The 24,533-nt window shown below is 72.4% G+C and carries 27 protein-coding genes; 6 read left to right on the top strand and 21 right to left on the bottom strand.

What is annotated here, in order from left to right; genetic code table 11:
• Window positions 1–11 precede the first annotated feature (11 nt).
• The 5 genes from prfB to Q6349_RS07380 form a co-directional block, all read right to left on the bottom strand.
• Entirely contained in the window at window positions 12–1,121 is a 1,110-nt protein-coding gene (prfB, locus tag Q6349_RS07400; protein WP_171247500.1) for a peptide chain release factor 2, read from the bottom strand.
• A 22-nt stretch (window positions 1,122–1,143) separates the two neighbouring features.
• Window positions 1,144–1,512: an ankyrin repeat domain-containing protein gene (locus tag Q6349_RS07395; protein ID WP_171247499.1), complete on the bottom strand. Its 369-nt coding sequence runs from the start codon at window positions 1,510–1,512 to the stop codon at window positions 1,144–1,146.
• A 59-nt stretch (window positions 1,513–1,571) separates the two neighbouring features.
• On the bottom strand, window positions 1,572–2,789 hold the full coding sequence (locus Q6349_RS07390) for a globin domain-containing protein (RefSeq protein ID WP_304603522.1): 1,218 nt from the start codon (window positions 2,787–2,789) through the stop codon (window positions 1,572–1,574).
• A 44-nt stretch (window positions 2,790–2,833) separates the two neighbouring features.
• A complete protein-coding gene (locus Q6349_RS07385) occupies window positions 2,834–3,289 on the bottom strand; it encodes an Rrf2 family transcriptional regulator (RefSeq protein WP_304603521.1) in 456 nt (151 codons plus the stop codon).
• A gap of 84 nt (window positions 3,290–3,373) precedes the next feature.
• A complete protein-coding gene (locus tag Q6349_RS07380) occupies window positions 3,374–4,489 on the bottom strand; it encodes a magnesium and cobalt transport protein CorA (protein WP_304603520.1) in 1,116 nt (371 codons plus the stop codon).
• A gap of 111 nt (window positions 4,490–4,600) precedes the next feature.
• On the opposite strand from Q6349_RS07380, the gene Q6349_RS07375 reads away from it, so the two are divergent.
• The 3 genes from Q6349_RS07375 to Q6349_RS07365 all read left to right on the top strand — a co-directional run bounded on the left by Q6349_RS07375 (window position 4,601) and on the right by Q6349_RS07365 (window position 6,555).
• On the top strand, window positions 4,601–5,386 hold the full coding sequence (locus Q6349_RS07375; RefSeq protein WP_304603519.1) for an HNH endonuclease family protein: 786 nt from the start codon (window positions 4,601–4,603) through the stop codon (window positions 5,384–5,386).
• Window positions 5,387–5,438: 52 nt separating this feature from the next.
• Entirely contained in the window at window positions 5,439–6,131 is a 693-nt protein-coding gene (locus Q6349_RS07370; protein WP_304603518.1) for an SRPBCC family protein, read from the top strand.
• A 70-nt stretch (window positions 6,132–6,201) separates the two neighbouring features.
• Complete coding sequence (locus tag Q6349_RS07365; RefSeq protein WP_304603517.1) at window positions 6,202–6,555, top strand: hypothetical protein; 354 nt, start codon at window positions 6,202–6,204, stop codon at window positions 6,553–6,555.
• A 96-nt stretch (window positions 6,556–6,651) separates the two neighbouring features.
• Here Q6349_RS07365 and Q6349_RS07360 read toward each other — a convergent pair whose 3' ends face one another.
• The 13 genes from Q6349_RS07360 to Q6349_RS07300 all read right to left on the bottom strand — a co-directional run bounded on the left by Q6349_RS07360 (window position 6,652) and on the right by Q6349_RS07300 (window position 18,107).
• Complete coding sequence (locus tag Q6349_RS07360) at window positions 6,652–8,373, bottom strand: vWA domain-containing protein (RefSeq protein WP_304603516.1); 1,722 nt, start codon at window positions 8,371–8,373, stop codon at window positions 6,652–6,654.
• Window positions 8,374–8,534: 161 nt separating this feature from the next.
• Window positions 8,535–9,422: a cysteine synthase CysM gene (gene cysM, locus Q6349_RS07355; RefSeq protein WP_370375610.1), complete on the bottom strand. Its 888-nt coding sequence runs from the start codon at window positions 9,420–9,422 to the stop codon at window positions 8,535–8,537.
• Window positions 9,423–9,549: 127 nt separating this feature from the next.
• Entirely contained in the window at window positions 9,550–10,377 is an 828-nt protein-coding gene (locus Q6349_RS07350; protein ID WP_304603514.1) for a hypothetical protein, read from the bottom strand.
• 268 nt (window positions 10,378–10,645) lie between these two features.
• Entirely contained in the window at window positions 10,646–11,434 is a 789-nt protein-coding gene (locus tag Q6349_RS07345; protein WP_304603513.1) for an FAD:protein FMN transferase, read from the bottom strand.
• Window positions 11,431–11,976, bottom strand: coding sequence for an FMN-binding protein (locus Q6349_RS07340; protein ID WP_304603512.1), 546 nt, complete (start codon window positions 11,974–11,976; stop codon window positions 11,431–11,433). The genes Q6349_RS07345 and Q6349_RS07340 overlap by 4 nt, the downstream gene beginning before the upstream one ends.
• 6 nt (window positions 11,977–11,982) lie before the next feature.
• Window positions 11,983–13,395: a ferredoxin reductase family protein gene (locus Q6349_RS07335; RefSeq protein WP_304603511.1), complete on the bottom strand. Its 1,413-nt coding sequence runs from the start codon at window positions 13,393–13,395 to the stop codon at window positions 11,983–11,985.
• A gap of 98 nt (window positions 13,396–13,493) precedes the next feature.
• A complete protein-coding gene (locus Q6349_RS07330) occupies window positions 13,494–13,919 on the bottom strand; it encodes a hypothetical protein (RefSeq protein WP_304603510.1) in 426 nt (141 codons plus the stop codon).
• Window positions 13,920–13,945: 26 nt separating this feature from the next.
• On the bottom strand, window positions 13,946–14,428 hold the full coding sequence (locus Q6349_RS07325) for a pilus assembly protein (RefSeq protein ID WP_304603509.1): 483 nt from the start codon (window positions 14,426–14,428) through the stop codon (window positions 13,946–13,948).
• Window positions 14,425–14,775 (bottom strand): TadE/TadG family type IV pilus assembly protein, encoded by a 351-nt coding sequence (locus Q6349_RS07320; protein WP_304603508.1) that lies wholly within the window; start codon window positions 14,773–14,775, stop codon window positions 14,425–14,427. Before Q6349_RS07320 ends, Q6349_RS07325 begins: the two co-directional genes overlap by 4 nt.
• Before the next feature lie 68 nt (window positions 14,776–14,843).
• Window positions 14,844–15,038 carry a hypothetical protein gene (locus Q6349_RS07315; protein ID WP_304603507.1) on the bottom strand — a complete coding sequence of 65 codons (195 nt, stop codon included), beginning with the start codon at window positions 15,036–15,038 and terminating at the stop codon, window positions 14,844–14,846.
• Between the two features lie 20 nt (window positions 15,039–15,058).
• Window positions 15,059–15,991, bottom strand: a complete 933-nt coding sequence (locus Q6349_RS07310) for a type II secretion system F family protein (protein WP_304603506.1) — start codon at window positions 15,989–15,991, stop codon at window positions 15,059–15,061.
• Window positions 15,988–16,845 (bottom strand): type II secretion system F family protein, encoded by an 858-nt coding sequence (locus Q6349_RS07305; RefSeq protein WP_304603505.1) that lies wholly within the window; start codon window positions 16,843–16,845, stop codon window positions 15,988–15,990. The genes Q6349_RS07310 and Q6349_RS07305 overlap by 4 nt, the downstream gene beginning before the upstream one ends.
• Entirely contained in the window at window positions 16,845–18,107 is a 1,263-nt protein-coding gene (locus tag Q6349_RS07300; RefSeq protein WP_304603504.1) for a CpaF family protein, read from the bottom strand. Before Q6349_RS07300 ends, Q6349_RS07305 begins: the two co-directional genes overlap by 1 nt.
• Window positions 18,108–18,327: 220 nt before the next feature.
• Here Q6349_RS07300 and Q6349_RS07295 point away from each other — a divergent pair, with 220 nt between their 5' ends.
• Both Q6349_RS07295 and Q6349_RS07290 read left to right on the top strand, forming a co-directional pair.
• Entirely contained in the window at window positions 18,328–18,864 is a 537-nt protein-coding gene (locus Q6349_RS07295) for a hypothetical protein (RefSeq protein WP_304603503.1), read from the top strand.
• 80 nt (window positions 18,865–18,944) lie between these two features.
• Complete coding sequence (locus Q6349_RS07290) at window positions 18,945–20,156, top strand: aminotransferase class I/II-fold pyridoxal phosphate-dependent enzyme (protein ID WP_304603502.1); 1,212 nt, start codon at window positions 18,945–18,947, stop codon at window positions 20,154–20,156.
• Between the two features lie 225 nt (window positions 20,157–20,381).
• Here Q6349_RS07290 and Q6349_RS07285 read toward each other — a convergent pair whose 3' ends face one another.
• From Q6349_RS07285 to Q6349_RS07275, 3 genes are read right to left on the bottom strand one after another with little or no spacing between them, the layout of a single operon-like run.
• Window positions 20,382–20,999 carry a LysE/ArgO family amino acid transporter gene (locus Q6349_RS07285; RefSeq protein WP_304603801.1) on the bottom strand — a complete coding sequence of 206 codons (618 nt, stop codon included), beginning with the start codon at window positions 20,997–20,999 and terminating at the stop codon, window positions 20,382–20,384.
• Between the two features lie 28 nt (window positions 21,000–21,027).
• A complete protein-coding gene (locus Q6349_RS07280) occupies window positions 21,028–22,368 on the bottom strand; it encodes an LCP family protein (protein WP_304603501.1) in 1,341 nt (446 codons plus the stop codon).
• A gap of 56 nt (window positions 22,369–22,424) precedes the next feature.
• Window positions 22,425–23,654 carry a multidrug effflux MFS transporter gene (locus tag Q6349_RS07275; protein WP_171247466.1) on the bottom strand — a complete coding sequence of 410 codons (1,230 nt, stop codon included), beginning with the start codon at window positions 23,652–23,654 and terminating at the stop codon, window positions 22,425–22,427.
• A 96-nt stretch (window positions 23,655–23,750) separates the two neighbouring features.
• On the opposite strand from Q6349_RS07275, the gene Q6349_RS07270 reads away from it, so the two are divergent.
• Window positions 23,751–24,533: an SOS response-associated peptidase gene (locus Q6349_RS07270; protein WP_304603500.1), complete on the top strand. Its 783-nt coding sequence runs from the start codon at window positions 23,751–23,753 to the stop codon at window positions 24,531–24,533.

Below are 24,533 nucleotides of genomic sequence, written 5' to 3'. Positions count from 1 at the left end.
CCGGACGGACCTCAGTTCTCCGACTGGTTGCGGCGCCAGCGGATGCCGGCCTCGATGAACTCGTCGATCGCGCCGTCGAACACGGCCTGGGTGTTGCCGGCCTCGTGCTCGGTGCGCAGGTCCTTGACCATCTGGTACGGGTGCAGGACGTAGGAGCGCATCTGGTCGCCCCAGCTCGCCTTGATGTCGCCGGCGAGCTCCTTCTTCTTCGCGGCCTCCTCCTGCTGACGGAGCAGCAGCAGGCGGGACTGCATGACGCGCAGCGCCGCGGCGCGGTTCTGGATCTGCGACTTCTCGTTCTGCATCGACACGACGGTGCCGGTCGGGATGTGCGTCATGCGCACGGCGGAGTCGGTGGTGTTCACCGACTGGCCGCCCGGCCCGGAGGACCGGAACACGTCGATCTTCAGCTCGTTCTCGGGGATCTCGATGTGGTCCGTCTGCTCGATGAGCGGGATGACCTCGACCGCGGCGAACGACGTCTGGCGCCGTCCCTGGTTGTCGAAGGGCGAGATGCGCACCAGGCGGTGGGTGCCGGCCTCGACCGACAGGTTCCCGAACGCGTAGGGGACGTTGACCTCGAAGGTGGCGGACTTCAGGCCCGCCTCCTCGGCGTAGGAGGTGTCCATGACCTTGGCCGGGTAGCCGTGGCGCTCGGCCCAGCGCAGGTACATGCGCATGAGCATCTCGGCGAAGTCCGCGGCGTCGACGCCACCGGCGCCCGCGCGGATCGTCACGACGGCCTCGCGGGCGTCGTACTCGCCGCTGAGCAGGGTACGGACCTCGAGCGAGTCGAGCTCCTTGCGCAGCGCGGTGATCTCGGACTCCGCCTCGGTCAGGGAGTCGGGGTCGTCCATCTCGTGGCCGAGCTCGACCAGGGTCTCGACGTCGTCGATCCGCTGGGACAGCCGCTTGACCCGCTCCAGCTCGTCCTGCGCGTGCGAGAGCGCGGACGTGACCCGCTGCGCGTTCTCCTGGTCGTCCCAGAGGTCGGGAGCGGCCGCCTGCTCGGAGAGCTCGGCGATCTTCGCCTCCAGGGCAGAGGGGTCGCTCACCGACTCGATGGACTCGAGGGTGGAGCGGAGCCCCTTGATCTCGGCGGGGAAGTCGATAGTGGCCACGAGGAACCAGCCTACCTTTCGCTCACGACTCCCCCGGCACCGGCTGACCGAACATCTCGGCCGTGGTCCGGGCGCTCGGTCGGCCGGCGTCGACGTCGGCCCCGGCCTCGACGAGGACGTCGATCACGTGGGGGTCGCCCTTGAACACGGCTCCGGCGAGCGGCGACTGGCCCCGCTCGTTGAGCCGGTTCACGTCCGCCCCGCGCCGGGCCAGACCGCGGACGAGGTCGGCGTGCCCGTGGTACGCCGCCAGCATGAGCAGGGTGTTGCCGTGGGCGTCCGCGTGGTCCACCGGCACGCCGGCGTCGACGAACTCCAGCAGGAGGTCGGCGCCGGCCCGGGCCAGCTCGAACATCTGGTTCAGATCGACGGGGAGCTTGTCGTCGGCCATACCTCGAGCCTAGTGGACCGGGCCGGGCCGACGGCGCCCCGCCGGCCCGGCCCGACGGCTCAAGCGGCCGCCACCTCCTCGCCGGGACCGAACACCTCGTGGTGGATGCGGTCCGCCGGGACGCCCCTGCGCAGGAGCTCGCCACGGACGAGACTCATGAAGGGCAGCGGGCCGCAGACGTAGACGTCCGCGTCGGCCGGCAGGTCGACGCCGTCGAGGTCGAGGTAGCCGGGGCGCAGGCCGTCGCCGACGGGCCGGGCGCCGAGGTCCTCGTACCACCGGTGCAGCGTCGCCGAGGGAATCTGGTCGACCAGCCCGGCCAGCTCGGCCCGGTGCGCGTGGCGCGCCGGGGACCGGTCGGCGTGCAGCACCGTCACGGGGCGGTCGGTGCCGGTGCGGCGCAGGTGGTGCAGGAACCCGATCATCGGCGTGATGCCGATCCCGGCGGACACGAGGACCAGCGGCCGCGTGCTCTCGGTGAGCCGGAGCTCGCCGAAGGGCATCGAGACCTCGAGCACGTCCCCTTCGAAGACCGTGGCGTGCAGATGGTTCGACACCTCCCCGGCCGGCGCGATCCGGTCGCCGTCGTGCGACGCGGGGATCGCCTTCACCGAGACGCTCCACGCGCCCGTGTCCGCCGCGCCGGTCAGGCTGTACTGCCGGATCTGCCGCGCGCCGTCGGGCAGGCGGACGGCGACCGACAGGTACTGGCCGGGCCGGCCGGCGGGCAGGGCGGCACCGTCGGGATCGGCGAGCTCCAGCGAGATGGTGTCGGGCGACTCCTGGACCCGACGCCGCACCCGGACCGAGCGCCAGACGTCACCGGTGGCGACACCCGCCTCGTCGTAGAGCCCCTGCTCGATCTGGATGAGCGCCTCGGCCATGTGCCAGTAGACCTCGTCCCACGCCGCGGCCACCTCCGGGGTGACGGCGTCGCCGAGCACCTCCGCGATCGCCTCGAACAGGTGGTCGTGCACGATCTGGTACTGCTCCGGGAGGATCCCGAGCGAGGCGTGCTTGTGGGCGATGCGCGCGAGCACCGACCTCGGGTCCGGCCCGTCCTCGTCGACGAGGAGCGTGGCGTACCCGGCGATCGAGGCCGCGAGCGCCCGCTGCTGGTCGCCCTGCGCCTGGTTGCCGCGGTTGAACAGGTCGCGTTCGAGCTCGGGGTGCGCGGCGAACATCTTGCGGTAGAACAGCGGCGTGATGTCGCCGATCGCGGCCCCGACCACGGGAAGCGTGGCACGGACGACGGCGGTGGACTCGGCAGTGAGCATCGGGAGGGATCCTTCCTCGGGTACCTGCAGGGTGGCGGGCGACGTCACGGCGTCGACCCGGCGGGCGGTCCGGCTCCGAGGGTGAGGAGGACGGACCGGGTCGGTGGGGCGGCCATGTCGGCGATCGTCAGGGGGTCGAGCACGGCGAAGAAGGCCTCGCGCGCGCGGGCGAGCGCCCCGCGCAGCCGGCAGCCGTTGCGCAGGGGGCACGGGTTCGCCCCCTCGCAGTCGACCACCTCCCCGTCGCCCTCGAGGTCCCGCGCGATGCGACCGATCGACAGGCGCTCGGCGCCGTCGGCCAGACGCAGCCCGCCGGCGCGACCGCGGCGCGCCTCGACGACGCCGAGGCGGGCGAGCCGGGTGACGACCTTGGCGGCGTGGCTGGCCGGCACGTGCAGCTCCTCGGCGAGCACGCCGGTGGTGGCGTGCTCGGCCTCGCCGAGCACGGAGAGCCTCATGACGATCCGGAGGCCCAGGTCGGTGAACGCCGTGAGCTGCATGACCCGCACCGTATCTAAAGACGCATCTCAGATTCGCCTTTTGGCCGTGTGCATCACGTCACAGGCTGCGGAGGCCGTCCCGGACTACATCCACCGGCCGCGCTTGAACACCACGAACAGGACGACGGAGAACGCCACCATCAGGGTGACCGCCATCGGGTACCCGAACACCCAGTGCAGCTCGGGCATCACGTCGAAGTTCATGCCGTAGACGGCGGCGACGAGGGTGGGCGCGAAGAGGATCGCCGCCCAGCCGGAGATCTTCTTCATGTCCTCGTTCTGCCGGTGCGCCACCAGCGTCGCGTTGACGTCGAGGATCTGCCCCAGCGCCTCGCGGTACTCCGCCACCCGCGCGGTGGCGCGGGTGAGGTGGTCCGAGACGTCCTGCAGGTAGGTCTGGAGCTCGGTCGCGATGGCGGGCTCGGCGGACCCCGCGCGCAGCGCCTCGACGACCTCCGTCATCGACGAGGTCGCGTGCTGCATGTCGATGACCTCCTGGCTGAGCCGGTAGATGCGCTCGGCCACCGCGGCGTCGCCGCTGAACACCTGGCGCTCGATCTGCTCCTTGTCGATGGCCACGCCCTGCAGCACGGGGGTGTAGCCGTCGACGATGGCGTCGAGGAACCGGTAGACGACCGCCTCCGGACCGAGCCGCAGCAGGTCCTCGCCCGGGAGCAGCGCACGGGCCTCCTCCTCGGACCCGAACGTCGACTCGTCGAGGCGCTCGGCCGGCGTGCCGTCGATCCACCGTCCGTCCTGGCAGAGCACGGCGACGGCACCCGGGCGCACCAGCACGTGGAACTCGGCGAGGACGACGTCCTCCTCCGCGTCGACGTACCAGGCGGAGCGCACCACGAGGAACAGCAGGTCGCCGTAGCGTTCGACCTTGGGTCGCTGGCGGGCGTGCAGGAGGTCCTCGACCACCAGCGGGTGCAGCTCCCAGGCCTCGGCGAGCTCGTGGATCGCGGCCGTCGTCGGCCGCGGGTAGAGCGACATGGTCATGCGGTCGGAGGCACCGTCGGCGAACCGCAGCCCGTCGGCCACGCTCGCACCCTCGGGGGCCGGGCTCGGGCGTCCGTCCTCGACGTAGCGGGTCAGGCGCGGGACCTCGGCCACGGCGGGCGTCGCCGCGACGCCCGACCGCCGGCGCAGCCTGTCCCTGCGGCGCGACGGCGGGTCCGCCTTCTCCCCTTCAGCCATGCAGCCACCCCTCTCCTCGACCGTGAGCATACGCACGAGATGTCGTCCCAGCAGGGGCGGCACCGGCGTGGGCGCCGCGACGAAGTCGCCTGGACCTGGTGGGGTGTGCGGATGCGTCGCACACTCCTCGGCCTGGCTGCCGCCTTCCTCGTCGCCCTCGTCCTCGTCCAGGTCACCGGCAGCGGTGGGGACCTCGACCTGGACTCCGTCGCCGACGACGCCAGGGCCGTCATCGGCGACGCCGCCGAGGACGTCGCCTCGCTCGACGACGGGTCGGGGGACGGTGGTTCCGGGGACGGTGGTTCCGGTGGCTCGGGGGCGAGTCCCGACGGGTCGGTGGACGTCACCAAGGTCACCCGGCAGCTCGACGGGCTCACCGTCAAGGGCAAGGCCCCGCAGACCGGCTACGACCGCGACGAGTTCGACCACTGGACCGACCCGGACGGCAACGGCTGCGACGCCCGCAACGACATGCTCGCCCGCGACCTGAGCGACGAGAAGGTGGACGACGACGGCTGCACCGTCCTGTCCGGGACCTACGACGTCGAGCCGTACACCGGCGAGAAGAACCGCGCCTTCGAGCGCGGCAGCGACGACCTGGCCGTCTCCCTGGACGCCGAGCACGTCGTCGCCCTGCAGAACGCGTGGATCTCCGGCGCCCACGACTGGAACGACAACCGCCGCGAGAAGTTCGCCAACGACCCGGCGAACCTGCTCATGGTCGACCCCGGCGAGAACCGCACCAAGGGAGCCGCGAACGCCGCCGAGTGGCTGCCGCCGAACAAGGCGTTCCGCTGCGAGTACGTCGCCACCCAGATCCAGGTCAAGGCCGCGTACGAGCTCGCGATCACCCAGCCCGAGAAGGACGCGATGAACCGGGTTCTCGAATCCTGCTGACGATCTGCCGCCGCGCCGTGCGACCGCGGGCGTTCGGAGCAGACTGGACACCGTGGGCGAGAACGACAGCGAACAGGACGCCCCGCGGCGGGGACGACGCCGTGCACTGACGGCGGCGCTCGCGGCGCCGGTCGTGGCAGGTCTCGCCGCCGGCGCGGCGGTGCTCGTCACCGGTGCGCACCGACGGCTCGGCGCCACCGAGCCCGAGACGCGCGCCTGGTTGCCCGGCGACGAGCTGATGACCGGTGGCGTCGTGCAGGCCGACCGGGCCTGCACCATCGCGGCCACGCCCGCGGAGGTCTGGCCCTGGGTCGCCCAGATCGGGCAGGACAAGGCCGGCTTCTACTCGTTCGAGGCGCTGGAGAACCTCGTCGGGTGCCAGATCACCGGTGCCACGACCATCCACCCCGAGTGGCAGGACGTCCACCCCGGCGACGCCTTCCGGCTGCACCCGGACGTCGCGCTGCGGGTGGCCGAGGTGAAGCCCGGCAGCGACCTCGTCGTGACGTCCCAGGGCGCCGAGGGCGCGCCCGAGGGCCACGACTTCACGTGGGCCTTCCACCTGGAACCGGTGCACGTGGGCCCGGCGCCGGCGACGCGGCTGCACATGCGCGAGCGGTACGAGTCGGAGCGGCCGGTCGACCGGGCCGTCTCCGAGGTGCTCAGCACCGTCAGCGCGGTGATGAGCTGGCGCATGATGCACCGGCTCACCGAGCTGGCGACCGCTCCGCCGCGGTCCGGCTGAGCCGCCTTCCACGACACGAGCAGGATGCCTCGTCGACGAGCCAACGGTGACAGCGAGGAGGGTGATCGGTATGAAGGAGACCGAGGTCGAGCGACGGTTCGCCGACCATCTCACCGCTCAGGGCTGGAAGGTCACGCTGGACGACCCGGGCTATGTCGACGTCATCGCGAAGCGCCCCGAGGAGAGGACGCTCGTCGCGGAGACAACAGGTCACACCAGCAGTCCCGGACTCGACGTTGACACGATGTTCGGGCAGCTGCTCCGGCGCATGACGGACCTGAGCGGTGCGACGCGCTACGCCGTCGTCGTCCCGGAGGACGTGGTGCCAAAGGTGCGCCGCATCCCACCCGAGGTACTGCGGACGCTGCGGATCGAGGTGTGGTGCGTCCCCGCGTCGGGAGCACCCGAACGCATCGACGAATAGGTGCGTCGCAGCGGATCGTGGTCGTGGCCGGTACCCGGAGTGTGACGTCCGGGTACCGGCCACGCCGGTGTCAGGCAGGGGCGGTCGGTTCGGCCGTCACTGCGGGGCGGGAGGGACGAGGCAGGCCACGGGGTCCGACACGTTGCCGGAACCGTCGACGGCGGTGATCTGCGCGTCGCCCTGACCCTTCAGCGCCCAGTCGACGGCACCCGAGCCGGCCTTCTCGCTGGGATCGGCCCCGTTGGCCTCGGTCCACTTGAGGTTGGTCGGGTTCGCGTAGGGGCCGAAGACGGTCCCGGTGCCGTCGTCGATGACGAAGACGTCGAGGGACTCAGCGCCCCAGACGTCGTCGGTCGCCGTGATCGTGTAGAACCCGTCCTGGTTCTGTCCCTGGCCGCCCTCGCCGGGGGCGGCGGGGATCTGTCCGCCCGGGTTGGGTCCGGGCTCGCACGTGGCCGTCGGCGGCGTCGTGTCCACCCACTCCTTGGTCACGTCCACCGTGGCGGAGTCACTGTTGACGGTGACCGTGGCCGAGATGGTGTCGGTGCCCAGGCTGTTCGGCTCGACCGGGACGCTGTAGGTGAAGGTCACCTCACCGTCGGCGTCGGTCTCGCACGAGGCGGGGGCGCACGTCCCGCTCGCCCCGGCGTTCTGCCCGGTCACGGCGAACTCGACCGGCCATCCCGCCAGCTTCCCGGCGGGCCCGTCCACGGTGGCGGTGACGGTGTGCTCGTTGTCCGACCCGAGCTCGTTGGTGGCGGTCTCGGGAGTCAGGGAGAACGCGTACACGTCATAGGTCTCGCACTGCGTGACCGTCTGCTCCGAGCTCGCATCGCTCTTCGGCCCCGTGCCGGTCGCGGACGCGCACACCTCGTGCGCACCCGGCGCCTGGTCGGCCGCGGTGGCCGTGAAGTCCGTGCTGCCCGGGCCGTCGAACGGGGGCGTCTGCGTGAGCGTGTCGAAGGACGTGCTCACCGTGTCGACCTCGAGGGCGACGTCCGTCATCGCGGTGTCGGTGACGTTCTGGACGATGTCGGGCAGCGTGGCCGGGTTCGGCACGTTGGTGCAGGTGCCGCCGGTCGCGTCGGCCATCGCCTGGAGCGTGCCGTCCGATCCGCCGGCGCAGCTCGCACCGCTACCGACGGCGAACGAGTAGATCGTGGCACCCGCGGAGTCCAGCGCGGCAACTGCCGCATTGAAGTTGCCGCCGCCCAGGTTGGATTCGCCGTCGGACAGGAAGACGACGTTCTTGGACGCGGCGGTGGACGCAGAGACGCTGGTGCCCGCCGCTGTCAGTCCGGCGCTGAAGTTCGTGTCGTTGGGGTTGACCGCGCGCGGGGTGTAGAGGTTGACGCCTCCGATCACGATCGAGCCGATGACGACGTCGACTCCCGGGTCGTCCGGAGCCACGATCGGCTGGTTGCCGGCGGCGCCACTCATGTCCGCGGACGCGCCGCCGCGCCCGAACACGCTGACGCCGACGTCCTTGCCGGACCCGTCGGCGACCACCGCATTGTTGAGGTTGGTGACGGCCTGCTTCTCGCAGTCCAGCACGGTGCCGCCGACCGATCCACAGCCGGCGCCGGTGCTGCCGCTGACGTCGACGACATAGGTCCAGTGCACGTTCGGCTCGCCCTCGCCGATCGAGGCACTGCCTTCGACGGGGACGTCGACGGTCGTCGACCCCGTCGGGACCAGGAACGTGTCCCCCGTGGTCGGGGTACTGACCGTCACCGACAGGTCAGCCCCGTTGGCCAGCGTCGTCGAGTCGGTCCCCGCCACCGCGTAGCCGGCCATCATCACCCCCGCTGCAGCCATTCCGAGAACGGCCCCTGCACGCATCGACCGCTTCATGGGTCGGCCCTCCCTTTGAGGTCTTGAAGGCGACCCTGCGGTCGCCCACCAACCTTGCGACCATGACCTACACGCGCCTACGAGAGCGTCACGACAACGTCACCAGCGCGTCACGCACGCGACTCTCAGGCGGGGAACACGCCGCTGGAGAGGTACCGGTCGCCGCGGTCGCAGACCACGAAGACGATCGTCGCCCCCTCGACCTCCTCGGCCACCTGCAGGGCGGTCCAGCACGCACCGGCCGCGGAGACACCGCCGAAGATGCCCTCCTCGCGGGCCAGCCGGCGGGCCATCTCCTCGGCGTCGGTCTGGCTGACCTCCACCGTCCGGTCCACCGCCGACGGGTCGAAGATCCTCGGCACGTACTCCGGCGGCCAGGCGCGGATCCCGGGGATCCTCGAGCCCTGCGCGGGCTGCGCCCCGACGATCTGGACATCGGGGTTGCGGGACTTGAGGAACCGCGAGACCCCGGTGATCGTGCCGGTGGTGCCCATCGCGGACACGAAGTGCGTGATCCGTCCCTCGGTCTGGCGCCACAGCTCCGGGCCCGTGCCGACCTCGTGGGCACGCGGGTTGTCCGGGTTACCGAACTGGTCCAGGACCCGGCCGCGCCCCTCCCGCTCCATCCGCGTCACGACGTCGCGAGCCTCTTCCATGCCGCCCTTCGCCGAGGTGAGAACCAGGTCGGCTCCGTACGCCTTCATCGTCTGGATCCGCTCGGTGGAGGCGTCCTCGGGCATCACGAGGGTCAGGGGGTATCCGCTGATCGCCGCCGCCATCGCCAAGGCGATCCCGGTGTTGCCGGACGTGGCTTCCAGCAGGGTGTCGCCGGGGGAGATCTCCCCTCGCTCCTCGGCGCCCCGGATCATGCTGATCGCCGGCCGGTCCTTGACCGAGCCGGCCGGGTTGTTCCCCTCGAGCTTGGCGAGCAGCACGTTGCCGCGGCGTTCGTTCTCCGGCCCCGGCAGGCGCTGCAGACGCACCAGCGGGGTGTCGCCGATGACGTCTTCCATCGTGGGGTATGCCGGTGGGTTGCTCACCCGCCGGAGTCTACGGCGGCGGTCGCCACGAGAGGTCCGCCGCCCCGGTGGCCGGCGCCAGCCCAGCAGCGAGATCCGGCCTCGTGACCAGCCCCTGGACCTACGCGCCGACGAGCACCACGAGCTCGTAGACGTCGATCCGCTCGCCGTCCACCGTCAGCTCGAGCACCAGCGGGCTCTCCCCCGGCGCCGTACCGGTGATGGTGAACCGCCAGGCCGGCAGGAACGAGTGCCGCACCTCCGGGTCGACCTCGCTGAAGTCTCCCGGCGAACGGGCCGGACCCAGGTCGACCGGGCCGTCCACCGCGACCACGCCGCCGTCGTGGTCGGCCACCTGCCACGCCGTGTCCGGATGCAGGGCGTTCGCGGTCAGGACCAGCTCCGTCTCCTCCCCCACCCCCAGGTTCACCTGCTCGCCGTGGTTCAGCGCCTGGAGGTACTGCGGCTGGTAGGAGAACAGCTCCCCGCCGCAGCGGTTGGCGACGGCGGCCGTCTCGGCCGCGCAGGCGTCGTCGAACACGTCGACCGTGTACTCCGCGACGTCGACGCGTTCGCCGTCCACGACGAGCTCAAAGCGCAGCGGCGTCCGGCCCACGTCCACCCCGACGAACCCGAAGACGGTCGTCGAGATGTGCGGGTCGCCGGGGCGGTCCGACCCGGGCGGCGGCACCTCGTGCTCGCTCGTGGTCAGGCGCAGCACCGCGTCGTCGGCCTCGACGAGCTCCCACGCCTGGTCGGGGTGGAGGTTGTTGCCGTCGAGGCCGACCCACAGCTCTTCCTCCGGCTCGATCGCAACGAGCCACCCGTCGTCCCAGGCGGACAGGTCGAGGGGCAGGTCGCGGTAGTCGGCCCCGAGGCAGCCCGCGACCAGCAGGGCCGACGCGGCCGACAGCGCCAGGCCGGCAAGTCGTCCACGGGATCGGGCCACGCCCCCATCACCCCATCTGTCACGATGCGAGGGACGCCTTTGTCCCCCCTGGCACGTCAGCGTCGAACGTGCACGGTCGCCGTGTGACCCATCGTCGATGACAAAGAGGACCGAGGCGCGTTCAGCGGGGAGAAATCACCCTCATCACCCGGTGGCTCCCGGGGTGCCGGGGGGGTGCGGCAGGCGAGACATTGCGTGAACCGGGTAGGCCTCTGACGCGGCCGGACCCCACCGTGCGGCGACGTTGCACGCCAGTCGTCCCGGCAGATCATCGGGACCCGATGCCGGCGAACGGCTCGGCACGCCCGTCCGCCCAGACCACCAGCCCCGTCTCCCCCGGCCGCGTCCGCAGCCAGTCGCGGCCGTCGGCACCAAGCGCGAAGGCACTCGTGGCGTCGATGTCCGCCCACGTCAGGCTCGGCCCGACGACGGTCACGGACGCGAGCGCCGTCGGCGTCCGCCCGGAGCGCGCATCGACGACGTGGTCTCCCCGGTGCGCGAGCCCGGAGGTCGCCACGGCGCCGTCCCGCACCGGCACGACGGCGACGAGCCGCGCCGGGGCGTGCGGGTCCTCGATCCCGACCCGCCAGGGCTCGGCGTCGTCGCCGGCCACGTGGCAGACCATGTCGCCGCCGGCCGAGAGGCAGAAGTCGGTTCCCTCGAGGTCTCGCAGGTGCCGGGCCGCCCGTTCGACCGCCCAGCCCTTCACGACGCCGCTCGGGTCGAAGGTCTCGGTGCCGTCCAGGTGCCGCTGCACGACGTCGAACGCGCCGTCGGACGCCCGGCGGGCCTCCTCCCCCAGCGCCAGCACCTCGCGCACCTCGCCGGGCAGGGCGTCGACGCCGATCTCGCCGCGCGCCAGCCGGCTGATCACCGAGTCGGCCCGGTAGGTGCTGAAGGTGGCGTCCACGTGCCGCAGCTCGGCGACCACCCGGTCCCAGGCCCGGTCCGCGGCGGGCCCCTCGGCGTGGCGGCCCCTCAGCGCCACGCTGACGGGCATCCCCATGACGTGCACGACCCGGCGGCGGACCGCCGGCCGGGTCCCCGCGCCGCTCACAGCCCCGCCTGGTCGAGCGCGCTCTGCAGCGACTGCGTGTACCCCGTGCTCGTCACGGTGGCGCCGCTGACCATGTCGATCGAGGCGCTCTGGGCGTCGAGCGTCTCCTGGACGAGCACCGGCAGCGCGTACCCGTTGATCTGCCGGTCCTTGCCGTTGTCGTCCGGGTACACCGGGACGTCGACGGCCGTGATCTCTCCGTTCTTGACGGTGATCTCCACCTGCAGCGGGCCCCACCGGGTCTGGACGACGTCGCCGGACGCCGTCGTGCTCACCGACCCGGACGATCCCCCGCTGCCGTTCGAGGACCCTGACCCGTTCGAGGTGTCGGTCGACCCGGAGCCGGTGGACCCGCCGGCTCGGTCACCGGTCGTGCTGCCGGTCGACCCAGGGCTGCTCGTCGATCCCGACGTCGTCCCGGTCGCCGCCTGCACCACCGACGTCGACGTGCTCAGCGCGTCGGGGTCGGTCGAGGTGCGATAGCCCAGCAGCAGGACCAGGACGGTGACCGTCGACAGCACCCAGAGGACGATCTTCTTCATCTCGCGTCACCATCCGAAGTCTTCGCTGTGGATCTGCGCGGCGGGGACGCCGGCAGCGAGGGCGGCCTCGCGGACGCTCTGCGTCCAGGCGGGCGGTCCGCAGACGTACACGTCGCGCTCGGCGACGTCGGGCACCCAGCCGCGCAGGACCCGCTCGTCGTCGTCCCCGTCGAACCCGGGCCCGACCCACGAGCCGTCGGCCCGGCGTCGTCCGGGCAGCCGCACCACCCCCAGGCCCCGGGTGGCGGCGAGGTGGTCGAGCTCGGCCGCGAACAGCGGGTGCTCGCGGTACCGCTCGATGAGCACGGCCTCCCCGGGTGCGTAGTCCAGGCCCTCGGCCAGCGCGCGCAGCGGTGCGAGCCCGGAGCCCGCACCGATCAGCAGCACCTTGCGCCGGGTGCGCGCGCGGCGGGTGAGGCGGCCGTAGGCTCCCTCGACGACGACGCGGGTGCCCGGCTGCAGGTCGGCGGCCGCGGTGCTGGCCGGGCCGACGGCGGCGATCGTCACGCGGGCGGAGCGGGACGTCGGGGCGCTGGAGACCGAGTACGGCTTGCCGCGGGTCCAGCCCTGCCGACCCAGGAACCGCCAGACCAGGAACTGCCCGGGCTCGACCAGCCGGTGCAGGCGCCGGCCCGTCAGCTGCACGGACACCACGCCGGGCGCCTCGGGCACGACGCCGGTGACCTGGATCTGGTGACGCCAGGTGCGCCAGGCCGGCAGCGCGACCCGCCACACGAGGACGGCGGCGAAGACCAGCGCCCACACCGTCCACCACACGGCCGTGACGGCGGGGCGGGCCAGGAACTGCTGACCGGTCCAGAGTTGGTGCGGCAGGGCGAGCGCCGCCCCGAGATACCCGTACAGGTGCAGCAGGTGCCAAGACTCGTAGCGCAGCCGGCGTCGGGCGGCCCGCACGCTGGTGACCACGACCAGTACCAGCGCCACGGTCCCGCCGACGGCCAGCAGCATGCCCGGGTACTGCCACATCAGCTCCCAGAACGTCGCGGGCCACGCAGTGATGCTCCCGGCGGCGTACCCCCAGGTGATGAGGACGAGGTGGGCGACGAGCAGGTTGAACGACCACAGGCCGACCAGCCGGTGGATGCTCACGAGCCGGTCGCGCCCGAATGCCGCCTCCAGCGCGGGCACCCGGGCCATGAGCAGCACCTGGGCGAGCAGCAGCGCCGCCGAGGCCAGCCCCGTGATCTGCCCGAGCGAGGTCAACGCGGTGTCCCAGGCGGTGAGGGCCTGCAGACCGCCGTCGGCGGCCCACATCCAGTCGACACCGAGCAGCGCGAGCCACAGCGCTGCGACGGCGACGTACCGGACGGCCGCGTCCCGCCGGACGCGGGACCGCGCAGGGTGCCGGTCCGCCACGAACGGGACGGAAGGGCCGGGGTGGCTCGTCGTCGCTGTCATAGGTCCACAGTGCGCGGCCTACCCGGGGAGAGCCTGCGACGAACCTACGAATTGCCTGGGGATCGCGGCGTCGGACGCCGGCGAACGACAGAACCTGCTCAACCTGCCCGTGCCGTTGCCGTGGCAGTCACGGTGATGCCCCCACCGAAGGCGTCGGTGAACCAACGAATCAACGGCGGGTGGGAGGTGGCGATCAGGTTCACGCGGGCGCTGCGGCCGTCCGGCGTGGCGGCCTCCTGCACCCTCACGCCGCGCAGTCCTGGGGCCGAGGATGCCGGTTGCACGGCCAGGTGCTCGGCCACGGCGGTGCGCACGCCGTCGTCCGTCAAGGTCAGCACGCCCGACCCGTCCGGGGCCATCGCCTCCCCGTAGTACGTCTCCCGGGTCATCGAGTCGGCACCGGCCACCGCCAACGAGTCCGCCAGGTCGAACAGGTGCTTGCGGTCCAGGTGCACGGACGCGGCCGAGGCCACCATGCCGACCAGCATCAGCCCCACCGTGACGAAGCCCGCGGTGAGCAGCATGATCCGCCCTTCCTCGCGTGCCGCCGTCACGGCCGGGTCCCGACGTGCTCCTCGACCGGTGCGACGTGGGCCGCCTCGACCGGGATGCTCAGCGGCACCCAGTCCTGCAGCGCGGGCGGCGCCAACGGCAGCGGCACCTCGACACGGACCCGCACGCCGACCGTCGCCCCCGGTGTCAGGCACGGGTTCGCCGAGCACTCGAGCTCCAGGACATCGGCGCCGTCGACGACGAAGCCCTGATCTGCCAGCGCCACCTCCGTCGCCGCCCGAGCACGTGCGGCACCGGTCGCCGACGACTCGGCGGTCACCACCGCCCGCGCGGCGTCCCGGGCCGCGCCCTCGACGGCGAACCCCGCGGCGTGGATCTGGCCGACGGTGACGACCAGGTACACGAGCGGGACGAGCAGCAGCACACCCACTCCCAGGAACTCGACCACGGCGGCACCTTCCTCCCCAGATCCGGTCGGTGACGACTCGGGGTCGTCGGGGCCGTCTGGACGCCCGGTCATGCCGACTCGTCCACGGCATGCCCCTCGACGGTCATCGCACCTGACGGGCCGAGCAGACCCACCACGGGCAGCGGCGCGGTGACCGTGACGCGGACGAGGTCCAGTCCACCGCGCCTCGTCGTGCCGACCACGACGTCGCCCGCGTACCGCTCGCTCAGCGCCGACGCGAGCAGGTCCCGGGTCCGCTGGGCACCGGCACCGAGGTCGTGGTCGGTCCGCGCCGCCAGCCGTGCGCCTTCAGCCGCCGCATCGATCGCGACGGCCCGGACGTGCAACGCGAGCGCGACCTGCACGACGCCGAGGAAGAGAGCCACGAGCAGCGCCGAGACGAGGGCGAACTCCGCCACCGCCGAGCCGCGCTCACCGTCGGACCGGCCGGCCGCCGAGCCATCGGCTCGTGCCCACGACCCGGACGTCACAGACCCGTGACGCTCTCGATCGCCTGGGTGAAGGCGTCCTCGAGCAGCGGACCCGCCAGTGCCCAGAGCGCGACGACCAGACCTGCCGTCATGAGCGTGACGAGAACCCAGCCGGGGACGTCGCCGCGTTCCGGGTCGTCGGCCTCGGGCAGGTGCCGGGAGCGCGTGCTGTCGGGCGGGTTGGTGGTCATGGAGCATCCTTTCGTCGAGGTCACAGACCGATCTGCAACGTGGCCAGGGAGGGGAAGACGGCGAAGACGACCGTGATCGGCAGGATGAGGAAGACCACCGGCACCATCATGGCGACCTCCTTCTTCCCGCCGGCCTCCATCAGGGCCCGACGCCCGGACTCCCGGACGTCCTGTGCCTGGGCACGGAGGACGTCTGCCAGAGGTGTGCCGCGCTCCAGCGCGACGGCCACGCCTTCGGCGAACCGCGACAGCGTCGGCAGACCGGTGCGGTCGGCCATCGCCGTGAGAGCGGCCGTGATCGGTGCTCCTGCCCGGACGTCGGCCAGCATCGCGGAGAACTCGCCGGACAGCTCGCCCCGGGCGGTCGTCGCGACCCGCTCGAGCGCCGGCACCGGCCCCTCGCCGGCCGTGACTGCGAGCGCCAGAAGCTCTGCGACGGTGGGGAACTCGGCGAGCATCCGCTCCTCCCGCCGCCGTGCAGCACCGGAGAGCCTCTGGTCACAGCCGACGAAGCCGGTCGCACCGGTGAGCAGCACCAGGACGGCCAGCACGACGACCGAGGAGCCTCGGGTCGCGGCGAGCAGGACAGCCAGCAGGAGGCCGCCGGCCAGCCCCAACGTCGTCCACACGAGCTGCCGTGCGCGGAATTGCTCGACGGTCTCGCGCAGACCGGCACGGTCCAGCCGACGCTGGACGTCCTCTCGCGTCGAGCCGAACCGCTCGAACCACGCGGCGGCGTCGTCGACCCACGGGGCGAGGAGCTGCTCGAGCACCCCGAGAGGGCCGCGCGTCGCCTGCTCGCGCAGCAGCCCCGAGGTCGCGTCCCGGGGCCGCAGGGTCGGGGCGAGCCGCTCGTCGAGCCTGATCCGTCGCCCCCGGACGCCGGCAGCCACCAGCAGCAGGCCGCATCCCGCGAGGAGGCCCAGCAGGGCACCGGTCACGATCGGCGTCATCGCAGCACCCGACCTTCCTCGGGCAGCCGGCCGATCCGGCGCATCGCGCGGTATGCCACGACGGAGCAGGCCGCACCGGTCAGCAGCACCGCGACCCCTGCCGCCGAGTTGTACGCCTGCGCCGTCTCCGGACGACTGGCGAGCAGGGCCAGCACGACCCACGGGCCGGCGGCTGCCACCCGCGCACCGTTCACGGTCCAGGACTGACGCGCCTCGAGCTCGCCACGGGTCTGCAGGTCCTGGCGCAGGAAGCTCGACAGGCTGCGCAGCAACCGACCGAGGTCCGTCCCGCCGACCTCACGTGTCAGGCGGAGGGCCTCGATGATGCGGTCAGCCACAGGGTCGGCGAGGCGGTCCTTGAGGAGATCGAGGCATTCGCCGAAGCGCCCGGTCGCCCGGTGGTCGGCAGCGAACTGGGCGAACGGTTCCCGCAGGGCCTGCGGCCCACGTTCGCCGAGCTGCGCGACCGCCTCCGGCAGGGAGAGACCGGCCCGCACGCCGCTGGCGAGGTGGTCGACGACGTCCGGCCACACCTCGCGCAGGTCGTCGCGGCGTCGGCGTGCCCGTGCCCGGACCAGCGCCTCCGGCGCCACGACCGCCATGACCGCGAAGCAGGCGGCGATGGCCGGGGACCGCGTCAGCACCAGCCCGAGCAGGAGGACGACGAGGGCGAGCCCGATGCTGAGGACGTAGAGGGCCGCCGGGGTCACCGTCGGCGCACCGGCCTGGACGAGCAGGTCCTGCACCGTGCGGTGTCGACGACTGCGCCGCCGGCCGCGTTCCGGCTGCTCCCAGCAGGACCACCAGAGGCAGAACAGCCCGGCTCCGCCGACGAGCCCGACGACCACTCCCATCAGCACTCCCCGGCCAGCAGCGCGTGCACGTCGACGCCGACACGCTCGAACTTCTCGACCTCGGCCGGGAAGCCGTCCCCGCGCACGAGCTCACCACCGGCCGAGGCGGGCCTGCGACGGAAGAGCTGGGCCGTCTCGACCCGTCCCTCCTCGACACGTCCCGTCACCGCCACGATCTCGCGGCACTGCCGCACCCCTCCCGGCGTCACCCCGAGGTGCACGACCACGTCCAGCGCTGCCGCCACCGTCGGCGTGACGAACCGGTCCGAGATGTTCTCTCCGGCGAGCAGCGGAAGCGTGCACATCTTGGTGATCGCCTCACGGGCCGAGTTCGCGTGCACGGTTCCCGTCCCGGGAACTCCCGCGTTCAAGGCGATGAGCATGTCGAGGCTCTCGGCCTCCCGCACCTCTCCGATGACGATGCGGTCCGGCCGCATCCGCAGCGCCTCCTTGACCAGACGTCGCAGCGGGATCTCCCCGGTCCCCTCGAGACTCGGTTGCCGGCACTGCATCGCGACGTGGTCGCGCACGGGCAGTCGCAGCTCGAAGACCTCCTCGCAGGAGATGACGCGTTGACCCGCCGGCGTGGACCCCGCCAGAGCGTTGAGCATCGTCGTCTTGCCCGCCTGCGTGGCGCCGGAGACCAGGATGTTGGCCCCCGCGCGGACGGCCGCGTCGAGGAAGGCGGCAGCGTGCGTCGTCAGGGAGCCGAGGCGGACGAGGTGGTCGAGGTGGTGGGCACGCACGACGTGCTTGCGGATGTTGACAGCCAGGTGCTCGCGGGTGACGTCCGGGATCACCACGTGCAGGCGCTCGCCGCCAGGCAGGGTGGCGTCGACGAACGGCGAGCTCAGGTCGAGCCGGCGCCCCGAGGACTTGAGCATCCGTTCGACGAGGTCCCGGACCTGCTGGCCCGTGAGCAGCGTCGTCGTCAGCTCGCTGACTCCGCGACGCGCGACGAACACCTGGGCCGGGTTGTTGATCCAGATCTCCTCGATCTCCGGATCGTCGAGGTAGGGCTGCAACGGACCGAACCCGCCGAAGGTGTCGATGAGCGCACGAGTGGTGGCAGCCGGGTCGACCAGCGGCGGAACGACCCCGAGGGTGGCCCGGTCCCCGTAGTCGGCCACGGCCTCCCCGACCAGGCGGTCGAGTCCGTGGCGATCGGTCACCGGGTCGATGCCACGGCGGCGCACGAGCTCGCGGACCTCGCCGGTCAGCAGGCTGCCCGCCTCGTCGTGGGTCAGAACGTCGGCGTCCACCCGTGGAACCTCTCCGTCGGGGTCAATCGGGCAAATCCACTCAAGCGCGACCGAGCGTAGCGAAGTTCCCGCCCGCTGCGCCTGGGGCCATCCACCCTGTGGACAACGCCGGTCAACGGATCGGTGGACAGAGCCGGCGCCCCCGGCTCCCAGGTTTCATCCGGAGTCGCGGGTCACGAGCGAGCTGAGCCGACGCTGACTAGCGTGGCTTCTTGTGGACGTGACCACGTTCGCGACGTTGCTGGCGGGGGTCGCGGCGATCGCCGCCCCCATCCTCGCGCTGCTCTCGAGGGCATGGTCCGGCGAGTTCTCCGCCCGGAAGCTCCACAGGCTGCAACGGCTCGCCACACTCCGCGGGACGTTGGCGGAGCAAGGTCAGGCCACCGGTGTGCTGGATCGTCGGATCGCCGAGGAGTTGCGACGAATCCAGACGGAGACGAACCTGGACCGCGACGAAGACCTCCGTCACGAACTCTGGCTGGACATGCCTGCCTGGAAGCGTGTGCTCTCCGGACTCCTCCTCGGGATCGGTGCGATCATCGTCCTTCTCGGGATCGGGCTCCTCGTCGACGGCCTCATCAGGATCACGACCGGCGCCGGGACCACGGCTGACGGCAGCCTGATCGCTCCTGGAGTCATCTGGGTCGCTTTCGGGCTCACTCTGATCGTCCCCACGAGGCGATGGCGGCGGCGCAGCCTGGTCCGACGGCTCAGGGAGAACGGCATGAACACCGCCGATGGGCGTGCGATGGACTGACGCCTCGCCGCAGGCGTCCGACGCGCGGCCGCGGCCGCTCACCACCACAGTTCTCTCGACCCGTCGGTAGTGTCGCCTGCATGACGTCCACACCTCGGTGGCGCCAGGTCGCCGCCGCCACCGGCCTGCTCTCCGACGACGGGACGATCGCCCAGACGATCTTCGCCGAGATGACGGTGCTGGCGAACCGCACCGGCGCGGTCAACCTCGGCCAGGGCTTCCCCGACGTCGACGGCCCCGACTACGTCAAGGAGGCCGCCAAGGCCGCCATCGACGCCGGCCGCAACCAGTACGCCCCCGGCGACGGCGTACCCGAGCTCCGCCACGCCATCGCCGACCACCAGCGCCGCCGCTACGGCCTCGACGTCGACCCGGACACCGAGGTCCTGGCCACCACGGGCGCCACCGAGGCGCTCACCGCCGCGATCCTCTCGCTGACCGGGCCCGGCGACGAGGTCATCACCCTCGAGCCCTTCTACGACTCCCACGCGGCCGCGATCGCCATGGCCGGCGCCACCCACGTGCCCGTGCCGCTCACCGCCGACCTGCGCCTCGACGCCGACGCCCTGCGCGCCGCCGCGACCGACCGCACGGCGATGATCCTGGTCAACACCCCGCACAACCCGACCGGCACCGTGCTCACCCGCGCCGAGCTGGAGCAGGTCGCCGCCGTCGCCCGCGAGCGCGACACCCTCGTCCTCACCGACGAGGTCTACGAGCACCTCGTGTTCGACGACGCCGTGCACGTCCCGATCGCCACACTGCCGGGGATGGCCGAGCGGACGCTGACGGTGTCGAGCTCGGGCAAGACGTTCAGCCTCACCGGCTGGAAGGTCGGCTGGATGCACGGCCCGGCCGAGCTCATCACGGCGGTGCGCACGCTCAAGCAGTTCATGACCTACACCTCGGGCTCGGCGTTCCAGCCGGCGATCGCCCTCGCGCTGGCCGACGAGGAGACCCCCCGCGCCCTGGCGGCCTCCCTCGCGGAACGCCGCGACCTGCTCTGCGCGGGCCTCGAGCGGGCCGGGTTCGACGTCGTCGTGCCGCAGGGCACCTACTTCGTGGTGGCCGACGGCGCGGCGCACATGGAGCGGCTCGGCTTCGAGGACGGCCACGACCTGTGCCTGCGGCTGCCCGAGCTGGTCGGGGTGGTCGGCGTGCCGGTCTCGGCGTTCTGCCGCCCCGGGTCGACGGCGGCGCAGACGATGCGCTCCCGGGTGCGGTTCACGTTCGTCAAGCAGCCCGAGGTGCTGCGCGACGGCATCCAGCGGCTGGCCGCGCTGACCCGCTGACCCGCGTCCTGACTCGCCGCGGATCGCCCTGACCCGCGGCACACGGTCCTGACTCGGCAGGGACCGACCCTGACCCGTGCCACACGACCCTGACCCCTGCCGAGGTCGTACCTTCCGTCACGTGGTCGTACCCCGCGGGTACGACCACGTGACGGAAGGTACGACCCGGGCGACGTGGCGACCTGAGCGACGCGGCGGGCTGGGACGGGACCGGGCGAAGCGGGGTCAGGCGCCGGCGACCAGCGAGACCGCGACGGCCACCATGATCACCGCGATGACGCCGTCGACCACCCGCCACGCCCCCGGCCGGCGCAGCACCGGTGCCAGCAGGCGGGCGCCGTAGCCCAGCGCGGTGAACCACACGATGCTGGAGAGCACGGCACCGGCGCTGAACAGCCAGCGGTCGTCGCCGTAGGTGGCGGCCACCGACCCCTGCAGCACCACGGTGTCCAGGTAGACGTGCGGGTTGAGCCAGGTCAGCGCGAGGGCCGTGAGCAGCACGGGGCGCAGGCGCCGCCCCTCGTCACCGGACGCGCCGTCGGTGGCAACGCGCAGTCCCTCCTCGCCGCGCAGCGCCCGCCGGGCGGCGAGCGCCCCGTACCCGAGCACGACGGCGGCACCCGCCCACCGGGCGACGTCGACGACCACGGGGTTCCGTTCCACCAGGGCCCCGAGGCCCGCTCCCCCGGCCGCGTACAGCACGGCGTCGGAGGCGGCGCACACGAGCACCACGACGCCGACGTGCTCGCGGCGCACCCCCTGGCGCAGCACGAACGCGTTCTGGGCGCCGATGGCCAGGATCAGGGACAGCCCGAGACCGAAACCCGAGAGGAGGACCAGCACACCGGGCACGCGACGACGAAGCCGTCGCTCAGCTGCACACGCCGGGCAGCAGCGACGGGCTGGGCGACGGGCTCGGCGAGGGGTCGGAGGTGCCGGGGTTGTCCGCGCTCACGGTGCCGCCCTGGCCACCCCCGCCGGCGCCGTCACCGGACTCGTCGACCGCGCCGTCGGAGCCTGCCGACCCGGTGCCCTCGTCGGCGGTGGTCTCCGCCTCGACCACGCCGTCCTCGGGCGAGTCGCTCGGCGTGGGTGTGGGCGTGGCCTCGCCGTGCAGCGGGACGTCGTCGGCGAACCGCTGCCACAGGTCGGCCGCCTCGTGGGTCCAGACCACGCGGTTGGCGTCGGTGGGGGCCTCGACCACCGGGACCGACTCGAAGACGATGCTGGACGGGTCGACGTTGCGCAGGCTCCAGGCCAGGCCGGCCAGCGCGCTGGGGCTCGCCAGCTCCGGGCTGGTGGACATCGACTTCAGCGACGCCCGCACCATCCGGTACAGCTTCGGGGTGTTGGTGATGAGGTTCTGGTCGAGGACCTCGCGGAGCATGGAGTCCACGAACGCCTGCTGACGCTCGATGCGCCGCAAGTCGCTGCCCAGCTCGAGCCCCATGCCCTCGCCCTTGCGCACCCGCAGGAACTGGATCGAGGTCTCCCCGTCCAGCACCTGGCGTCCGGCGTCGAGCTCCAGGTCGCTGTACCGCGAGTCGCCGATCACCGGTTCCGGCAGGCACATCGGCACCCCACCGAGGGCGTCGACGATGTCCACCACGCCGGCCATCTTGACCACGACGTGGTCGTCGATCGTCAGGCCGGTGAGCGACTCGACGGTCAGGAGCGTGCAGGCCGCGGCCGCGGTGAGGTCCTGCTCCGGTCCGCCGCCCAGGGAGAACGCGGTGTTGAACATCGCGTTGCTCTGGGGCGCGGTGGAGCTGCCGTCGGGCCGGGGGCAGGCCGGGATGTCCACGAGCGAGTCGCGTGGGATGGAGATCGCCTCGATGCGGGTCCGGTCGCCGCTGATGTGCATCACCAGCGTGCTGTCGGAGTGGAACTCGTCCCCGGAGCCGGCGATCTCGGCGTTCTCCGCGTCGCGGTAGTCGGTCCCCATGACCAGGATGTTCCGGTCCTGCCCGGCGAAGGGGTCGCTCGGGTCGGCCGGCTCGTCGGAGGCCGCGGCCACCGGGTCGCGTTCCGGTCGCTGCCGGCCGATCAACGCGTCGACGTCGGAGACCTCGATCTGCGACTTGAGGTCGACGTACGCGGCGATCGATGCCGCTCCGACCAGCGCGAGGACCGCGGTCACCCCCAGGGCGACCCAGCGCAGTACCGGGTGCCCGGCAAGGTGCCCGAGATGCCGGGGACTGGATTCCTTCACCCTGTCACCCTAAACCGACGCCTCCTCGCACGGGCGGTCGACGGCGTGTCCCGGGCTCAGGCGAGGTGGACCCACCCGCCACGGCGGAAGGCGGGCGTGGCGAAGGCGAGCACGCAGATCGCCGCGGTCCACGCCCCGAGCATGACCGTGGTCATCGCGACGGCGTCACCGCCGAGGACACCGACGAGCGGCGAGACGGCACCGGCGGTCCCGGCCTGCACGGCGCCGATGACGGCGGCCGCGGACCCGGCCCGCTCACCGTGGCGGGACAGCGCGATCGCCGAGGCGTTGGCGGGGATGAGCCCCTGGAAGGCGAGCACGATCCACAGCAGCGCCAGCAGGCCCAGCAGGCCCCCGAACTCCGTCCGCGCGACCACGACCAGCCCCACGGCGAACACGCCCTGCAGCACCAGCGCGGCCCGCAGCAGGCGGATCGGCGCGACCCGGCGCACCAGGGCGGCGTTGATCTGGGCCGAGACGACCAGGCCGAGGCCGTTGAGGGCGAAGAGGAGGGAGAACTGGGTGTGGCTGAGGCCGTAGTACTCCTGGAAGACGAACGGCGAGCCGACGACGTAGCTCATGAGCACGGCCTGGCCGAGGCCGGGCAGGACCGCGAGCCCCATGAAGTGCCGGTCGCGCACCAGGTCCCGGTAGCCGCGCAGCACGCTGCCGGCTCCGCCGGGCTGGCGGCGTGCCGCCGGCAGCGTCTCGGGCATGGCGCGCCAGACGACCACGGCCAGGCTCGCACCGCCGACCGCGAGGACGGCGAAGACCCAGCGCCAGCCCGCGGCGGCGGCGACCGCGGAGCCGAAGGTCGGCGCGAGCATCGGCGCCACGCCGATGATGAGCATGAGCCGCGACAGGATGCGGGCGGCCTCCGCCCCGACGAAGCGGTCGCGCACCACGGCCATCGCGGCCACGGTGCAGGCGGCGTTGAAGAACCCCTGCAGCAGCCGCAGGACGATGAGTGCCGACATCGTGGGCGCCAGGGCGCACAGCAGCGAGGTCACCACGTGCAGCGCCAGCCCCCACACCAGCGGGGCGCGGCGTCCGAACCGGTCCGAGAGCGGCCCGATGACGAGCTGGCCGGCGGCGCCACCGATGAGCATCACCGAGACGGACAGCTGGGCGTAGGAGGCCGTGGAGCCGAGGTCGTCGGCGACCTCGGGCAGCGACGGCAGGTACATGTCGACCGTGAAGGCCGGCAGGGCCGCGAGAGCACCGAGCATGAGGATCCAGCGGAACGGCGAGCGGGCGCGCTGGAGCACGGTGGTCTTCTCGGGCATGGGCTTCATGCTATCGAAACGATACGACGATCACGAGGGCCGCTCGCCGTGACCCCTCTCACCGCCGATGTCGGCGGTCCGGGGGACGATGACCTCATGTGCGGCCGCTTCGCCTCCTTCACCGACGCCCAGGACCTCGCCGACGAGCTCGCCGTCGCCGAGATCGCGGACGACGCCCGCCTGCTCGGGCCGCGCTGGAACGTCGCCCCGACCGACCCGGTGCGGATCGTCGTCGAACGTCCCCGGCGCGAACCCCTGCCCGACGGCGGCACCACCGCCGGGGAGATCACCCGCACGTTGCAGGTGGCCCGGTGGGGGCTCGTCCCCTCCTGGGCGAAGGACCCCGGGATCGGCGCCCGCATGATCAACGCCCGCCGCGAGACCCTCCTGGAGAAGTCCGCGTTCGCCAAGCCGCTGGGGGTCCGGCGCTGCCTGGTCCCCGCCGACGGGTACTACGAGTGGCGGAGGCTCGAGGCTCCGCCCGGCACCCGCAGGACCCCGAAGCAGGCGTACTGGATCCGGCCCGCCGACGGTGAGGTCGCCGCCTTCGCGGGGCTCTACGAGTTCTGGCGGGACCGCACCCGCGCCGACGACGACCCCGACCGGTGGCTCGTCTCCACGACCGTCATCACCACCGCGGCGGCGGACGGCCTCGAACGCATCCACGACCGGATGCCGGTGGCCCTGCCGCGGCAGGCGTGGGACGCATGGCTCGACCCGTCCGTCGATGCCGAGCACGCGAGCGCCCTCCTGGAGAACCCCTCGGCACCGATGCACACCCGGCCGATCGGACCCCGCGTCGGGAACGTCCGGTTCGACGACGAGGGACTCATCGCCCCCGACCCGGAGCCGCGGGACCCCGAGCCGGTGCTGCTCTGA

This window comes from Isoptericola sp. 178 (genome assembly GCF_030586525.1).
GTDB classification, from domain to species: Bacteria; Actinomycetota; Actinomycetes; order Actinomycetales; family Cellulomonadaceae; genus Isoptericola; species Isoptericola sediminis.
This window is presented reverse-complemented; position numbering and strand designations above follow the sequence as displayed.

Bases quoted from the DNA above. Each gene is read 5' to 3' on its own strand.
- cysM (WP_370375610.1), bottom strand. From the start codon at position 9,422: ATGGAAGACGTCATCGGCGACACCCCGCTGGTGCGTCTGCAGCGCCTG.
- Q6349_RS07310 (WP_304603506.1), bottom strand. From the start codon at position 15,991: ATGACGCCGATCGTGACCGGTGCCCTGCTGGGCCTCCTCGCGGGATGC.
- Q6349_RS07290 (WP_304603502.1), top strand. From the start codon at position 18,945: ATGACGTCCACACCTCGGTGGCGCCAGGTCGCCGCCGCCACCGGCCTG.
- Q6349_RS07375 (WP_304603519.1), top strand. From the start codon at position 4,601: ATGCGTCGCACACTCCTCGGCCTGGCTGCCGCCTTCCTCGTCGCCCTC.
- Q6349_RS07325 (WP_304603509.1), bottom strand. From the start codon at position 14,428: ATGACCGGGCGTCCAGACGGCCCCGACGACCCCGAGTCGTCACCGACC.
- Q6349_RS07380 (WP_304603520.1), bottom strand. From the start codon at position 4,489: ATGGCTGAAGGGGAGAAGGCGGACCCGCCGTCGCGCCGCAGGGACAGG.
- Q6349_RS07340 (WP_304603512.1), bottom strand. From the start codon at position 11,976: ATGAAGAAGATCGTCCTCTGGGTGCTGTCGACGGTCACCGTCCTGGTC.
- Q6349_RS07330 (WP_304603510.1), bottom strand. From the start codon at position 13,919: ATGCTGCTCACCGCGGGCTTCGTCACGGTGGGGCTGATGCTGGTCGGC.
- Q6349_RS07385 (WP_304603521.1), bottom strand. From the start codon at position 3,289: ATGCAGCTCACGGCGTTCACCGACCTGGGCCTCCGGATCGTCATGAGG.
- Q6349_RS07270 (WP_304603500.1), top strand. From the start codon at position 23,751: ATGTGCGGCCGCTTCGCCTCCTTCACCGACGCCCAGGACCTCGCCGAC.
- Q6349_RS07305 (WP_304603505.1), bottom strand. From the start codon at position 16,845: ATGGGAGTGGTCGTCGGGCTCGTCGGCGGAGCCGGGCTGTTCTGCCTC.
- Q6349_RS07315 (WP_304603507.1), bottom strand. From the start codon at position 15,038: ATGACCACCAACCCGCCCGACAGCACGCGCTCCCGGCACCTGCCCGAG.
- Q6349_RS07395 (WP_171247499.1), bottom strand. From the start codon at position 1,512: ATGGCCGACGACAAGCTCCCCGTCGATCTGAACCAGATGTTCGAGCTG.
- Q6349_RS07365 (WP_304603517.1), top strand. From the start codon at position 6,202: ATGAAGGAGACCGAGGTCGAGCGACGGTTCGCCGACCATCTCACCGCT.
- Q6349_RS07360 (WP_304603516.1), bottom strand. From the start codon at position 8,373: ATGGCTGCAGCGGGGGTGATGATGGCCGGCTACGCGGTGGCGGGGACC.
- Q6349_RS07390 (WP_304603522.1), bottom strand. From the start codon at position 2,789: ATGCTCACTGCCGAGTCCACCGCCGTCGTCCGTGCCACGCTTCCCGTG.
- Q6349_RS07275 (WP_171247466.1), bottom strand. From the start codon at position 23,654: ATGCCCGAGAAGACCACCGTGCTCCAGCGCGCCCGCTCGCCGTTCCGC.
- Q6349_RS07335 (WP_304603511.1), bottom strand. From the start codon at position 13,395: ATGACAGCGACGACGAGCCACCCCGGCCCTTCCGTCCCGTTCGTGGCG.